The sequence below is a fragment of the Sphingobacteriales bacterium genome, assembly GCA_016719635.1.
Classification (GTDB): domain Bacteria; phylum Bacteroidota; class Bacteroidia; order Chitinophagales; family JADIYW01; genus JADJSS01.
In genome coordinates this window covers 115,868-131,238 of the sequence record JADJYT010000003.1, presented here as the reverse complement: position 1 = coordinate 131,238, position 15,371 = coordinate 115,868, and the positions used below count along the sequence as shown (strand labels likewise).

Here is a 15,371-nt window from a genome sequence, read left to right as displayed (position 1 = left end):
CAAAAATACAAAATTGAACGTACAACAGTATAAAAATATCATACTGCCCATGTTGCAGGAATCTTTCGACGAAAGGGAAGCGGATAATCTGTTTAAATATACTTTGGAAGATTACTATAGAAAGCGATTTTTTGATGTGAAGGATTATGACCTGAATGATGATGAAATGGAGGAACTGAATTTTATTTATGAGAAGATATCCAATCATTATCCCATTCAGTATATTTTCAATAAAGCGCCGTTTTACGGGTTTGAATTATATGTGGATGAAAATGTGCTGATTCCGCGGCCTGAAACGGAAGAACTGGTGGACTGGATCATTAAAGAAAACAACAGCCCTGTGCTGACCGTTTTAGACATCGGTACCGGGAGCGGGTGTATTCCCGTTGCGTTGAAAAAGCACAAGCCGGATTGGGTGGTTTTTGCCATTGATATTTCAGAAAATGCGCTGGAAGTGGCAAAGGTGAATGCCCTGAAATATGAAGCGGAAATTGAATTCTTTCCGGTGGATATTCTGGAAACGACACATCTGTCCGTAGACAGAAAATTATACATGGAGACACCTGATACGGAACCTTTGATGCTTGATATCATTGTAAGTAATCCGCCCTATATTCCTCAGGAGCAACGGGAGGAGATGTCCGCTTCCGCCATTCGCTTTGAGCCTCATCTGGCATTATTCGTCTACGATGTCAATCCGTTGGTGTTTTACGATAAGATTGCAGATTTCGCGCTGGAGCACCTGAAAAAAGACGGAAAATTATACCTGGAATTAAACGAGTTTAATGCGGAGCAGGTGCTGGATTTATTGATGAAAAGAGGTTTTTATCCGGTTGTGCTGAGAAAAGATTTCTCCGGAAAAGACAGGATGATATGCGCTCAGATTACCGCCAGGTAATTTTTTTCTCTATCGGCGTGTTTCTGCAGCCTTTTGGATGTTCCTGATTTGAGTATCCAAGATATAAGAATCCAATAATTTTATCCTGTTCATCAAAACCAAGTGTTGTTTTCATTGCGGGATGATAGCACATGCCACCCGTTCCCCAATACGCTGCCACCTGATGTGCGGCGGCCGTCAGTAGCATGTTCTGGACAGCGCAGGCCGTGGCGGCCATTTCTTCGTTTTCGGGAATATTTTTATTGTCCCCGCGTTTCATGATGATTACTATCACATTTGAGGCATTGTCCGGCTTGTGTAACAGGGTGTCGTATTTTTTTTGCAGATATTGCTCGGAAGGTGTTTCCTGCTGATAAATGCCTGCATGTAATTGACCGAATTGTTCGACGCCTTTTTCCCCGGAGAAAATAACAAAGCGCCAGGGTTCCGTCATGCCATGCGTGGGAGCCCAGTTAGCGGCCTCCAGCATTTCAAGTATAATTTCTTTCGGTACCGGTTTGCTGTTGAATGCTTCCGGTTTTACGGTTCTTCTGTCTGCAATCAGTTGTTTTAAGACGGCGCTAACTGGATTCATTGTATCTGAATTTTGTACAAATAAACGATGCTGTCTACAGAGATGCAAATAAAATCGGTAAAAAGATACGTATTCAGCCGTTCTATACAATAATGTCTTTATTTTTACCTTATAGAATAAATGCAAATCAGGAAGATAATACTGTTCTCCAGCTTCTTTTTCAGCTTACTTTTCTTGACGGCCCAGACGTTGCCGCCTGATTATTCGGTTTATTCCAATATCCATACTAAAGTGTTGACTGTTTCGGGCGATACGGTGACCGTTGACACCATGAGCATTTTTCCGTCCAGTCTGATCGTCAGAAATTTAAAAGACAATTCCGTTGTGCCTAAAGAAGCCTATGAACTGGATTTTTCCGGAGCGAAACTCATCTTTAAAAATGGCAACAGACCAGATTCCGTATTGGTCACTTACCGTTCATTTCCCGTTTATCTGGCTAAAGCCATGCAGCATAAAAGTCCGTTATTGATACGAAAGGGAGATTCCCTATTGTATTACGACCGCTTCTTTTATCAGCCCAAAACAGCGCAAACCGCTACCTTTCTTGATTTCGGCGGTTTGAATTACAGCGGTAATTTTTCCAGAGGAATTCAGTTCGGTTCCAACCAGGATCTGACGCTGAACTCCAATCTGGATTTAAGGCTGAGCGGAAAAATCGGCAACGGAATTGAAATCACGGCGGCGTTGACCGATAATAATATTCCGTTGCAGCCGGATGGAAGCACGCAGCAGCTGCAGGATTTTGATAAGATCTTCGTGCAGTTGAAAAAAGACCCGCATACCATCATCGCAGGAGATTACAACCTGAAAAGTTATGACAGCTATTTCATGAAGTTTTCAAAGCAGCTGCAGGGCATCAGCTATGTCAATGATTTGCGGTTCAAGAAAGGGATGCGGTTGCAGACGTCCACTTCTTTTGCGGTGAGCCGCGGAAAATTTGCCCGTAATGTATTTCAGGGCAGCGAGGGCAATCAGGGGCCATACAGGTTGGTTGGAAACAATAATGAGACTTTCCTGATTATCCTGGCGGGCAGCGAAAAGGTGTTTGTGGACGGCATACGTTTGCAGAGAGGCGAACTGCTCGATTACGTGATGGATTATAACAGCGGTGAACTGGTGTTTATGCCAAGGTTTCTGGTGACCAAGGATTCTAGAATTGTAGTGGAGTTTGAATATGCTGACAGGAATTATTTCCGAACGACAGTTCATGGCGGCATCAATTTCCAATGGAAGAAGCTGAACATCTTTACGCAGGTATATTCGGAACAGGATGCCAAAAATAAACCCATCACCAATACGCTTTCCGATACCATTAAAGATTACCTGGCCGGAATCGGTAATGATATTTCCAATGCATTTGTTTCCGGAGTGCGGGAGGCTGAATATGATCCGAACAGAGTACAATACAGAATAGTGGATACAACGGTCAGTGCGGTGGTATATGATTCCGTTTTCGTTTATGAGGCAAATCCTGCAAATGCGAGATATGTATTGTCCTTCTCTTATTTAGGACCCAATAAAGGAAATTATATTCCCAATAAGAATTCCAATAATGTCCGTGTATACCAGTGGGTGGCCCCGGTGAATGGTGTTCCGCAAGGCTCTTATGAACCGCTCATTCTGATTGTAACGCCTAAGAATCAGCTGCTGTTTACATTCGGCGCCGCTTATGCCATCAACAATAAGACGAACATACGGGCAGAGATGGGGTTGTCTTATTTCGACCGCAATTTGTTTTCTTCCATCGGGAATAAGGAAAATATAGGGTATTCCGCCAGTTTCCAGCTGAACAGGATGGATACGTTTAAAAGAAATATCGTCTTTGCCAATTCAGTCAATTATGAATTCAAGGATCGGAATTTTCAGCAGATAGAGACATACCGGAATGTAGAGTTCTTGAGAGACTGGAATATCACCAGTCAGTCCAACTATGCGGAACATATTACCCGCTACCAGGCTGCGGTGACGGATATCAAACACCATATTCAGGCGGGCTATAAATTTTCGTCCTTTATCCGGCAACAAAAATATCAGGGGTTTGAAAACTGGTTCAGTTTTGCTGCCGATTACAAAAACATAAAAATCAGTGCGGATGCCCGGGTATTGACGACAAAGGATTCATTATATAAATCCACCTTTTTCCGGCCGTCCATTTATGTTTCTTATTCAATTGCCAAAGCACGGGGGCTGGGATTTGGGCTGGGTTTTTTCCAGGAGAATAATGTATTCAGAAGCAGAACCACCCATGAGTTGCAGCTCAATTCATTCCGCAATAATAATATTTCAGCTCAATTTTTTCTGCCGGATTCCGCCAAATGGAGTTTTATGCTGGAATATAAATACCGAAATGACCTGATGGTGAAAAACGGTGTATTCAAAGATTCCACCATTGCCCATACGCTTGATTTCAGAGGAAGCGCCAACAAACTGAAAAACCAGACTTTTAACTGGACCTTTACATTCAGGGATTTGAAAGTCAAAGATACCACCGTGCAGGCACAGGCCGAAAAAACATTTTTAGGCCGGGTGGAATACGGTGCCCGTATCAAACGCGGTGCGCTTCGTCTGAATTTTATCTATGAGCTGGGTGGCGGCAGGGAACGTGTCCGCCAGTTTACCTATGTGCAGGTTCCTTCCGGACAAGGTTATTTCCGATGGATAGACCAGAACCTGAACGGCATCCGGGAGCTGAATGAGTTTGTGCCTTCTCAGTTCAATGACAGTGCCCAGTTTGTCAGGGTGCAGACGGATTTGAACGAATACGTTCGAGCCAACTCCACTTCCTACACGCAAAACATTACCATCCAGCCAAAAGCTATCTGGTACAATGAGAAAGGCTTTAAAAATTTTATGTCCAAACTGACGATTCAATCCTATATGCAGCTGCGCAGAAAGGCGTACCGAAGCAATACCGCAAAGGTGTTTAATCCGTTCGTATTCAGTACCAATGATTCCAATACCATCACACTCAATTCGAATATCCGGAATACCATCATTTTCAATTCCGGCGATCCGGTCTTTTCGTTTTCTTTTACCAATCAGCTGCTCAATGACAAGGTACTGCTGGTAAACGGATTTGACACCCGTAAGCGAATGGATAATATTCTGGAGGGGTATTATAACTTAAGCCAGAAATTTACGCTGAATTTAAAATTCATTCAATCCAGGCTTTCGCTGGTGTCCGATTATTTTACACCCAATAATTACAGAATCAACGGCTATTACCTCGAACCTAAATTTACCTACAACTTTAAAACAATGGTTCGAACTTCCGTCAGTTATGGGTTTACTTTTAAGAAAAATGATCTTAGCCTGGGAGGAGAGAAGGTGCTGTCCAATAAAATGGAACTGGAATTGCGCTACAGCAAAGCCACTAAAAATACCCTGGAAACCAAATTTACGCTGGCAGTGGTGAAATTCAGCGGGGAGAATGGTACGACAAAATCCTATACCATACTGGAAGGGTTACAACCCGGAAACAATTATATCTGGGCGGCAAGCTACACCCGCAATATTTCCCAGAACCTGGAGTTGAGCCTGACGTATGAAGGAAGGAAAACAGGTACTGCAAGATTGGTGAATACCGGCAGGGCCCAACTGAGAGCGGTGTTTTAGGTGAACGATAAATCCCTATTCCTTTTTGGCGGTCCAGACGCCATTATTACCCGAAGCCTTTAGGGTACCGGATAAACTGTCCGATGAAATGACGGTGCCGATGTATTGATCTCCATTGGTGAAATGAACAGTTAAGGTATTTTCGTCATCCACAACCCATTGTCCGTAAAGCGTATCGAAATTCCGGTAGTTGTCAACGTTTGCCGCGTCTTTAAAATACAGCTTCGATTCTGCAAAAAAAGAAAAAGTAGGATTGTTCTTGAAATACAGCCGCCAGTGTGTACCGGTAAAATCAGTAACCTGCATGCTCTTTTTCTTGCATGCACCAAGCAATACTACCGAACAAAGGATTGGAAAAAAGCAGCGCATGGTTTATTCGTTTAACATATCATTGTCTTCTCCCATCAAGGGAGCGCCCCAGCTTGGTTTTGCTGGTGTTTCGGAGAATTTGAACGGTTGATTGACGCCTTTCACTTTTCCGTAATCTGCATGTTCCGTTTCAAAGAACATTTCCCGCTCATTCAGGTGTTCGTCCTTTTCCACTTCTTCCAAATCTAAAATGGGAGACAGGCAGATGTCATGCCCTTCCGCTTCTTTCACCCATTCATCGCGTGATTTTGTGAGGAAAATCTCCTGCAGGTCTTTCTTCAAGGCTTCCACCATTTCCGGTACCGGCATCATTCTCGGCACCCAGTCCGGTTTACCCAGCATCACACATACGCCCTGCCAGAATTTAGGTTCCAGCGAACCCAAGGCTATCCATTTATCGTCTTTGCATTTATAGACATTGTAGTTAGCCATCCCGCCGCTCAGCATGGGCTCCCCGCGCCGCAACTGCACATTCGCATTCAGCGCTTCACCAAACTGCATCGACAGCAAAGGCATCACGCAATCCGTCATCGCGACGTCCACGAACTGTCCTTTGCCGGTACGCTCCCTTGCCCACAGGGCGGAAAGGCACGCCACGATAGTTGGATAACTTCCGCCCGCCACATCGGCCGTCTGGCAGGCGGGGATAACGGGTCTGTCTTTGTCGCCCGTTAATCCTAATATACCGGCATACCCGATATAATTCAGGTCATGGCCGGCTTTGTATTGATAAGGCCCATTGTATCCGTATCCTGTTACTGCCACATAAATGATCTTTTCATTGTGCTTTTTGGCGGATTCGTAGTCGAGGCCCATTTTTTGAAGTACTCCCGGGCGGAAGGAATCGATTACGATGTCGGCGGTTTTTACCAATTCGAAAAATTTGTTTATGCCCGTTTCTGATTTTAAATCGAGCGTAATGGATTTCTTACTTCGGTTGATGCTTAAATAGTGCAGCGACAGCGAGCCTTTCTGAGGAGGGAAAAAGCGTGTGTAATCAGGCGCCTTTGGGTCTTCAATCTTGATGACTTCGGCGCCTAAATCTGCCATCATTTGTGTGGCGAGCGGTCCGGGCAATAATCGGCTTAAATCTAAGATGCGAATACCCTGTAAGGGGCCTTGTTGTGGTTTGCGTGACATTTTTCTGTTCTGGAATGAAGATGAATAATGTTTATTTTTTCCTGTCAGCAAAGTTGAATACTTTTTTCAATAGATCGGTCGTTCTTGCCAGCGGATTTTCTCTGATTTTATTTTCTTCCTTTTCCACCATTTTAAAAACACCTTCCAGTGCTTTCTCCGTTACAAATCCGGTCAGGTCCGTATTCACAGGTTTTACAAACGGTATCTTATTATAAACGGAGGTGGCATCGCCCCAGTACTTGGTGGCATTCACCTGCCCGAGCGATTGGTCAACGATGGGTCTGAATTTTTCCGTTAAAACAGGGGTGGTTGTTTTCTTTAAATAGGCTGTTGCCGTTCCGTTGCCGCCGAGCACAATCTGCAGGGCATCCTGAATGCTCATTTGTTTGATGGACTGTATAAAAACTTCAATGGCTACACCGGAGGCTTTTTCTGCCGCGCGGTTCAGGGAGGTAGTCACATTATCGACCTGTTTCTGCATGCCCAGTTTTATCATGGCGTCCATTACCGGTTTGGCTTGTTCCGGCCAGGGGATCTTCACTAAATTATTTCCTAAAAATCCGTCAGTTTGGGATAATAATCCCATGCCATTGGTAATACCTATGCCGAGCGCTTCTTTGATACCACTGCCGGCTTCCTGTTCCGTCGGATCAGCGGATGCGGAGCCTAAAACGGCATCTACGGTGTTTTGGATTTGTTGCGCCGTGCATCCTGAGAGTAAAACGGATACCAAAAAAATACTTAGAAATCTTTTCATATAATTGCTTTTATTTGTTGAATCAAAAACTTTACCCCAAAATTTTTGTCAATTTAGGAAATTAATCTCAAATAATGAAAGCTACTATACTTTGTATCGGCGATGAGTTGTTAATTGGCCAGACCCTGAATACGAATGCACAGTGGATATCCCAAAGGATGAATGAAATAGGTGTGGATGTCATCCATCATATTTCATTGAGTGACAATAAGAATGATATTGTTCAATCCCTGAATACGGCACTTTCCACTTCGTCCGTCGTTCTCCTGACTGGTGGATTAGGACCCACTTCCGATGATATCACCAAAGATGTATTGACTGAATACTTCAACGCACAGCTCGTATACAATGAAGCCGCCTTTCAAAATATTGCTTCTATATATAAACTAAGAAACAGGGAGATTACTGCGGAAGCCAAAGCGATGGCATACGTTCCGGACAATTGCAGGGTGATTCAGAATACATTAGGAACCGCACCCGGAATGTTGTTCAGGAAAGGGGATAAGGTAATCGTTTCTATGCCGGGTGTGCCTTATGAGATGAAAGCGATGATAACGGATGCGGTGATGCCGTATCTGCTGCAGCATTTTTCGCTTCCGGTGATATTGCACAGAAGTATTCTGTCGGCCGGTGTGGGAGAGACCGTATTGGCGGAGCGGCTGCGTGATTTTGAAGCTACCAAAGATGAACGCGTAAAACTGGCTTACCTGCCCAATGTAGGGAAAGTCAGGTTGCGCCTGACCGTGAAGGGTAATGACGGCAAAGTATCACAGCAGATAATCGATACGGCGGAAGCTGTTGTGGTAAATGCCGTTGAAGAATTTATTTATGGCTTTGAAGAAGACAGGCTGGAGCAGAAAATTGGAGATATGCTGTTGGACAGGAAATGGACTCTCGGGACGGCAGAGAGTTGTACGGGCGGTTATATTGCCCATTTGATAACCTCCGTTTCAGGCAGTTCTAGCTATTTTATGGGTAGTATTGTTTCTTATTCCAATAAAGTGAAAAAAGAAATATTGGGTGTAAAAGAGGAGACGCTGATTCAATATGGTGCGGTGAGTGAACAGACGGTTCAGGAAATGATTACAGGTGCATTGAATGTTCTGCAAACGGATGTGGTTATTGCCGTATCGGGTGTTGCAGGCCCTACCGGTGGCACTGCGGAGAAGCCTGTAGGGACTGTTTACATTGGCGTGGGAAGTAAAGAAAAAACGATTGTAAGGCGGTTGTCTTTTACCAATAACAGAGAACGGAACATTCAGCTTGCAGGAGTGTTATCGCTGGTAATGCTCCGAAAATTTTTAATGAATCAATTAAAATCTTAAATTTAGTACTTCTTAATAAAGATTCAATGGGAGAATATAAATTGTTGATGCCTAAAATGGGCGAGAGTGTGATTGAAGCTACTATCCTTGCCTGGCATAAGAAAGTGGGCGATACGGTGAACGAGCAGGACGTGATTCTGGAAGTGGCTACCGATAAGGTGGATTCCGAAGTGCCCAGTCCTGTCAGTGGGGTCATAAAAGAACTGTTGTATGGTGTGGATGCTGTTGTAGGAGTCGGTGAGCCGTTGGCTATTCTGGAAGTGGAAGGAGAGATGCCGGCACAATTTATCCCGGAAAAGAAAAAAGGGGTGGTGCCAATTGAAAAACCTGTAGAGCAAAATGAAAAGGTGGAAAGACCTGCGGCTGATAAATCAGAGGAAACGGTTGATAAGAAAGTAGAACAAACGGTTGCATCAGCCAGACAAACCGTTCAGGCACCGGTATCATCTGCTAACAGGTATTATTCACCTTTAGTCTTAAATATTGCTCAGGTGGAAAATATTTCCATGCCGGAGCTGGAAACCATTTCAGGCAGTGGGGTGGATGGTCGGGTAACAAAGGAAGATATATTAGAGTATGTCGATAAGAAAAGGAAGGGACAGCTGGTTGCTGAACCAAAGATAAAAGAGGCAGCTTCGGAACAGAAGGTGGTTGTCAGTACGGCTGCGGATATGAAAACCGAATCCATAGCTGCGGGCTCATCCAATACGGAGATCATTGAAATGGACAGGATGCGAAAGCTGATTGCCCAGCACATGGTCAACTCGATCAAAACGTCCGCGCATGTGTCTTCCTTTGTGGAATGTGATGTCACCAATATCGTGAAATGGAGAGAGAAACACAAGCATGCTTTTCAGAAGCGGGAAGGGTTCAGTCTTTCTTTTATGACTGTATTTGTGGAAGCTATTGCAAAAGCGATTAAAGATTTCCCGATGATCAATGTAAGTGTGGACGGCGATAAGATCATAAAAAAGAAGGATATCAATATCGGTGTGGCTACAGCATTGCCGAGCGGTAATCTGATTGTACCGGTAATCAGGAATGCAGATCAGAAAAGTTTGCTGGGTATTGCAAAAACGATGAGCACCATTATTCAGAAAGCACGCACCAACTCGCTGCAGGCAGATGATGTTTCGGACGGAACCTATACAATTTCCAACATCGGTACGTTCGGAAATATAATCGGGACACCTATCATTAACCAGCCTCAGGTGGCCATTATGGCAGTGGGAAGCATCACCAAAAAACCAGTTGTGATAGAGGTGGATGGGCAGGATGTTATCGCTATCCGGCATATGATGTACTTGTCACATACCTATGACCACCGGGTGGTAGATGGTATGCTTGGCGGGCTTTTTGTAAAAAAAGTGGCAGATTATCTGGAAAAGTTTGATTTATATCAAGAAATTTAGCATTTTGCCTTTGATAAGTGTTCGATACTATTCCTTTTTGCTTGTGGCCTTAATCCTATTTTTTTTAAAAAGAATACCGAAACACTCCGTTTTTTAAATAACGTAAAAGGTTTTCTTAAATGCAAAAACCCAAATTGAATATTGAAGAAGCGAAAAATCAGTTGAGGGATTATTTTCTTTTCCTGGGTCCAAATACCCCATTGGATGAGTTAAATGAATTGGTGGATGAATTTACGCCGGATAAATTTACCAAAAAGGAGATAATACTGGAAGCCGGTAATTTTTCTGATATGGTTTATTTTATCTGCAATGGAATTGTACGAATCTATTATGTAAAGGAAGATAAAGAAATAACAACATGGTTTATAAAAGAAAATATGGTGTTTGCCGCAACATACACATTGTTGTCCGGGCAAAAGAATTTCAGTAATTACGAAGCCCTGGAAGATTGCAATGTGCTTAAAGTAAGATATGCCGTTTTAGAAGCATATTATAAAAAATACCATGCGCTGGAGCATGTGGGCAGAAAAATGGTAGAATCCTACTTCTCCAGTTTTATGAAACGTTCGTTTGATGTCATGTTTCTGTCGGCGGAAGAAAGATATCAGCTGTTTCTAAAACAACATCCGGATTTATTAAATCGTGTTCCGCTAAGGTATGTTGCCTCTTATTTAGGTCTGACACAGGAAACGCTCAGCAGGCTGAGGTCAAAACATTAATTTTTTCTGTTTTTAACGGACCCTCCATTGTGTATTGTTAATAGTACTGATTTTTTCTGTTTTTTACCTAAAATACAGGAAGCTGCTTAATTACTTTAATTTTTTTAATTATTAAGGCTGATTGTATGGCCAGGTGAAAAAATAATTCACTTTTTTTTATATCCTTAATTTGTTGTTAATTTTTCAGTAAATTATTCTTTTTGATATTAAGCAATTTATCTGCTGTTGGGGTAAAACAGAATCGTTTAACTTTGCAGAGTAAACAATGATTAGATATCCCAACAAACACACCGAAGCAGAAGCCAAAGAGTTTCTGTGGAGATTCCTAAATGCTGCAGCAGGCATAGAGCAAAAGGAGTTGGAATTGCTTGTCAGTCTATTTGATTTGGTTTCGTATAAGAAGAACACAGTCATCATCAATGAAGGGGAGGTTGCGGAGTATTTTTATTTTATCTATAAAGGAATCATAAAGGTGTATTTTAATAAGAATGATAAGCCGGTCATCGAGCGATTTGAAAAAGAAGGTGGTTTGTTTGGTGGAAACTTTTCTCACCTAACAAAAAAACCGGGAACACATATTTACGAGTCTATAGAAGATGTTACACTGCTCCGCATAAGATGTGCAGATTTAGAGGCGTTGTGTGCCCAGTCACATGAAGTGGAGCGTTTGTACCGTGTCAATCTGGAGTTATTTCACAGCAAGTATGTAGAGAATCTATTTATTTTCAAATCTCTTTCTTCCGAAGAACGCTATCACGAATTTGTGAATCAGTTTGGTGATCTGACCAACCGGATATCTCTGAAAGAGATTTCCAATTACTTAGGCATGACACCGGAAACACTCAGCAGTATACGTGCGAAGTATGATAAAAGTAATTTCTCCAAGAAATAATCCGCTGTCACTTCTCTGAATGAATCTTGTTCCAGATCATCATCTGATTGGAAAATATCTTTGCAAAACCTTTTACATCATCGCCGGTCCAGCTGTTATTCATTTCGCCGTAGCTGCCAAATTTACTGCTCATCAGATCAAAAGGAGATTCGATACCGGTTAGCTCAAAACGATACGGCAGAAGCCGGATAAATACCTTTCCGCTTACCTGCGATTGAGTATGACCTAAGAATGCTTCCAGGTCACGCATCAGCGGTTCGTAAAACAAGCCCTCATGCAGGTTGCTGCCATACACGTTACTCAACTGGTCTTTCCAGAACAGCTGTTGTTTGGTCAGCGTATGTTTCTCCAATAGATGGTGTGATTTGATAATGATTAAAGGAGCAGCCGCCTCAAATCCCACCCTGCCTTTGATGCCGATGATGGTGTCGCCGACATGCATATCCCTGCCGATGCCAAACGGAGCAGCGAGATGATTCAATTCGTAAATGACTTCCGTGGGATGGTCATATCTTTTTCCATTTATCCCGACCGGTTCCCCGTGTTCAAACTCCAGTTCAACAGCTTCCGGCGCTGATTTGGATACCTGGGTCGGATAGGCTTCTTCCGGCAGGGTATACCGCGATGCCAGTGTTTCTTTTCCGCCGACACTCGTTCCCCATATTCCCTGGTTGATGGAATAGGCCGCTTTCTTTGCATCTATCTCCACACCATGCTTTTTCAGATAAGCAATCTCTTCTTTGCGGGAAAGTTTGTTATCCCGGATAGGAGTGATAATGCCAGCTTCGGGCATTACAATATTAAATACCATGTCAAAGCGAACCTGATCGTTGCCTGCACCTGTGCTGCCGTGTGCAATGTAGGCGGCGCCCATCTCTTTGGCATACTCCGCTACTGCAATAGCCTGAAACACCCGTTCGGCACTGACGGAAAGCGGATAGGTGTTGTTTTTCAATACATTCCCAAATATCAGGTAACGTATGCATTTTTCATAATAGTCTTTGACGACATTGCGTACCACAAACTCTTTTACTCCGAGCTCTTTTGCCCTGGTCTCAATGGCTTGCAGCTGTTCGTCCGTAAAACCGCCTGTATTGACCGTGATGGCGTAAACATCCAGGTTCTTTTCTTGTGTCAGGTATTTAACACAATACGAGGTGTCTAAACCGCCGCTGTATGCCAAAACCACTTTATTTCTCATAGTTGTTCTTTTTAGGTATTATCGCCTGGCATCATTGCGAACGGAGTGAAGCAATCCCATCAGCAACAGATTGCTGCCTGCCTCGCAATGACGTTGCTGGCTATTTTTTATTCGCTTTACTTTTTCCGGCGGTCTTTACCACCCGGATGCGTTGCGCTTTCGGCGTTTTTAGTTTTGCAGGAATTTTCTTTTCCACTTTCTTCGCTTTCACAAACGTCTTTTTTTTCTCATCCTTAGGGTCAAACAGCATTCCGGTGCATAAACAATTTTTGCGACCAGTGCGGGTTAATACATCGAAATTGATACAGCTTTTACAGCCGCTCCAGAAAGCATCATCTTGCGTGAGTTCTGAAAATGTTACCGGTTTGTATCCTAAATCGGAGTTCAGTTTCATGACGGCAAGACTGGTGGTGATACCGAATATTTTTGCCTGCGGATATTTTTTGCGGGTATAATCAAAAACAAACTTCTTTATCTTTTTGGCGAGTCCGTGATGGCGGTATTCTTCCCTGACAATCAACCCTGAGTTGGCAACATAGTTTTTTCCTTCCCAGGTTTCGATATAACAAAATCCGCCGAGCTGGTTGCTGTGTGTGGTGGCAATGATGGCTTTGTTCTGAAGGATTTTTTCGATGATGTATTCCGGATCCCGTTTGGCGATACCGGTGCCTCGTTTTTTGGCGGAATCTTCGTATAACAGGCTTAATTCCCGGGCGAAACTAACGTGCTCAGCAGTGGCAATTTGCACATTGAATTTGTCCTGTGATTTTTTCAATTTGGGTAACGCATTTTAATGTATTAACATTTTGTCTTAACAAAAATATAGAGCAATTTGTAAATTGAATGTTATGTTTTAAAATAGCAGCCGGAGTCTGCAGCTGTTGTGAAAGAATCCTAAGCAGTAATCTGATTAAAGATTTAATTCAACTAATTTTCTTCACTCCTCATGGTTTAATTATTCAGTGTGTCTTTTTACGTTAATTAACTTTTGGCCATACGGGTGCCGGTATGGTCTAAATGAAATTAATTGCTACCTTTGGCGCATAATTTATACGCATGAACAGTTTAATGGCTTTTGTCATACATTGGAATATCCGTCCGGAAATCTTTATGATATCGGAAAATTTCGGCATTCGCTGGTACAGCTTGTTGTATGGTGCCGCTTTCTTTCTGGGGTATAATATCCTGTTCTGGATTTTCAACAAGGAAAAGAAAGATACGGAAGGTGCGGACCAGTTGCTGATGTATATGTTTTTTGCCGTACTGATTGGCGCACGCTTAGGTCATGTCTTCTTTTACCAATGGGATTACTACAGCCAGAATCTCCTGGAAATCGTGCAGATATGGAAAGGAGGACTCGCCAGTCACGGCGCGGCTATTGCCATTCCTATTGCCTTGTTCTTATATAAAAGGCAACACCCGGATCAATCCTTTCTCTGGATTATTGACAGGGTGGCCATTCCTACCGCCATCGGTGGTTCCTTTATCCGCTACGGCAATTTTTTCAATTCCGAAATTGTGGGTGATTACACGGACGGAAGCTGGGGAGTCGTGTTCGAGCGTTTGGGAGAAACCATGCCAAGAGTACCGGTGCAATTATTTGAGGCGTTTCTGTATGATATAATTTTTGTGGTGGTACTGATCCTATATATCCGATCCAACTATAAGCCGCGTGAAGGTAGCTTAATGGCCATATTTTTGTTTATGATGTTTGCCGGCAAATTCTTTTTAGAGTTCTGGAAGGTGGACGAAAACCAGCTGACCATGCTGGGTGTGACACTGAATCACGGTCAGTGGCTGAGTTTTCCCTTTGTCTTCATCTCCCTGGTTATTTTCTGGGCATCTTACAAGTATGGAAAGCCGGAGGAAGTAAAAGCTTAGAAGTGTTCCTATTTCTGTTTCGTGCTGTCTCCCTTAAAATCCAGACTGATGGAGTTGATGCAATAACGCAATCCCGTTTTATCTCTCGGACCGTCTTCAAAAACATGTCCTAAGTGCGACTGGCATCTTTTACAGACCACTTCTATTCTTGTCATGCCGTGTGAGTGGTCCATTCTTGTTTCTACCGCGCTGTTTCCCGCGATATCATAAAATGCCGGCCATCCGCACCCGCTATGGTATTTTGTTTCTGATGTAAACAGCAGATTGCCGCAGGCCTTACAGTAGTAATTGCCTTTGTCATCCGCATCTGTATATTTGCCGGTAAACGGCCGCTCGGTGCCGGCCTGCCGTAAAACAGCGTATTCTTCATCGGTTAGAATCTGCTTCCATTCCGGTTCGGTTTTTAATACAGGTGTGGTATCCATAGGTGTCATTGTTTTAGGTAAAGCAACAGTTGAACTCGTTATTTTTTTAGGTTTATGCCCCGACTTGCAGGTTAGGCCTGTCAATGCCAAAGCTAATATTATAAGCAATAACAAAGGTAATTTTTTCATACAGGTATATTTGAACTAAACGTCTTTTCTATTA

General features: G+C 43.1%; 14 protein-coding genes. 7 read left to right on the top strand and 7 right to left on the bottom strand.

From position 1 onward, the window contains the following. Positions 1-13: 13 nt before the first annotated feature. Positions 14-898, top strand: a complete 885-nt coding sequence (prmC, locus tag IPM95_07345; protein ID MBK9329116.1) for a peptide chain release factor N(5)-glutamine methyltransferase — start codon at positions 14-16, stop codon at positions 896-898. On the opposite strand, the gene IPM95_07340 is transcribed toward prmC, so the two are convergent. Further along, entirely contained in the window at positions 885-1,472 is a 588-nt protein-coding gene (locus IPM95_07340; protein ID MBK9329115.1) for a nitroreductase, read from the bottom strand. The genes prmC and IPM95_07340 overlap by 14 nt on opposite strands. 174 nt (positions 1,473-1,646) lie before the next feature. Between IPM95_07340 and IPM95_07335 the strand changes: the two genes are divergently transcribed. After that, positions 1,647-5,087 (top strand): hypothetical protein, encoded by a 3,441-nt coding sequence (locus tag IPM95_07335; GenBank protein ID MBK9329114.1) that lies wholly within the window; start codon positions 1,647-1,649, stop codon positions 5,085-5,087. A gap of 15 nt (positions 5,088-5,102) precedes the next feature. Here the strand turns inward: IPM95_07335 and IPM95_07330 are convergent, their stop codons facing one another. Genes IPM95_07330 through IPM95_07320 form a run of 3 tightly spaced genes read right to left on the bottom strand, consistent with a single transcriptional unit; the run spans position 5,103 to position 7,353 of the window. Continuing rightward, positions 5,103-5,456: a hypothetical protein gene (locus tag IPM95_07330; GenBank protein MBK9329113.1), complete on the bottom strand. Its 354-nt coding sequence runs from the start codon at positions 5,454-5,456 to the stop codon at positions 5,103-5,105. Between the two features lie 3 nt (positions 5,457-5,459). Further along, positions 5,460-6,596 carry a CoA transferase gene (locus IPM95_07325; protein MBK9329112.1) on the bottom strand — a complete coding sequence of 379 codons (1,137 nt, stop codon included), beginning with the start codon at positions 6,594-6,596 and terminating at the stop codon, positions 5,460-5,462. 31 nt (positions 6,597-6,627) lie between these two features. Then, complete coding sequence (locus tag IPM95_07320) at positions 6,628-7,353, bottom strand: DUF4197 domain-containing protein (GenBank protein MBK9329111.1); 726 nt, start codon at positions 7,351-7,353, stop codon at positions 6,628-6,630. 74 nt (positions 7,354-7,427) lie between these two features. On the opposite strand from IPM95_07320, the gene IPM95_07315 reads away from it, so the two are divergent. The 4 genes from IPM95_07315 (at position 7,428) to IPM95_07300 (ending at position 11,701) form a co-directional block, all read left to right on the top strand. Then, the gene (locus IPM95_07315) at positions 7,428-8,678 is read left to right on the top strand and encodes a competence/damage-inducible protein A (protein ID MBK9329110.1); all 1,251 of its coding nucleotides are present in this window, start codon (positions 7,428-7,430) and stop codon (positions 8,676-8,678) included. A 26-nt stretch (positions 8,679-8,704) separates the two neighbouring features. Continuing rightward, the gene (locus tag IPM95_07310; GenBank protein ID MBK9329109.1) at positions 8,705-10,090 is read left to right on the top strand and encodes a 2-oxo acid dehydrogenase subunit E2; all 1,386 of its coding nucleotides are present in this window, start codon (positions 8,705-8,707) and stop codon (positions 10,088-10,090) included. A 119-nt stretch (positions 10,091-10,209) separates the two neighbouring features. Beyond that, entirely contained in the window at positions 10,210-10,809 is a 600-nt protein-coding gene (locus IPM95_07305; protein MBK9329108.1) for a Crp/Fnr family transcriptional regulator, read from the top strand. Between the two features lie 265 nt (positions 10,810-11,074). After that, positions 11,075-11,701 carry a Crp/Fnr family transcriptional regulator gene (locus IPM95_07300; GenBank protein MBK9329107.1) on the top strand — a complete coding sequence of 209 codons (627 nt, stop codon included), beginning with the start codon at positions 11,075-11,077 and terminating at the stop codon, positions 11,699-11,701. A gap of 7 nt (positions 11,702-11,708) precedes the next feature. On the opposite strand, the gene argG is transcribed toward IPM95_07300, so the two are convergent. Both argG and IPM95_07290 read right to left on the bottom strand, forming a co-directional pair. After that, entirely contained in the window at positions 11,709-12,902 is a 1,194-nt protein-coding gene (gene argG / locus IPM95_07295) for an argininosuccinate synthase (protein MBK9329106.1), read from the bottom strand. A 100-nt stretch (positions 12,903-13,002) separates the two neighbouring features. Further along, on the bottom strand, positions 13,003-13,677 hold the full coding sequence (locus IPM95_07290) for a GNAT family N-acetyltransferase (protein MBK9329105.1): 675 nt from the start codon (positions 13,675-13,677) through the stop codon (positions 13,003-13,005). Between the two features lie 281 nt (positions 13,678-13,958). On the opposite strand from IPM95_07290, the gene lgt reads away from it, so the two are divergent. Then, complete coding sequence (gene lgt / locus IPM95_07285) at positions 13,959-14,783, top strand: prolipoprotein diacylglyceryl transferase (GenBank protein ID MBK9329104.1); 825 nt, start codon at positions 13,959-13,961, stop codon at positions 14,781-14,783. Positions 14,784-14,791: 8 nt separating this feature from the next. On the opposite strand, the gene msrB is transcribed toward lgt, so the two are convergent. Continuing rightward, on the bottom strand, positions 14,792-15,337 hold the full coding sequence (gene msrB / locus IPM95_07280; protein MBK9329103.1) for a peptide-methionine (R)-S-oxide reductase MsrB: 546 nt from the start codon (positions 15,335-15,337) through the stop codon (positions 14,792-14,794). Between the last annotated feature and the right edge of the window lie 34 nt (positions 15,338-15,371).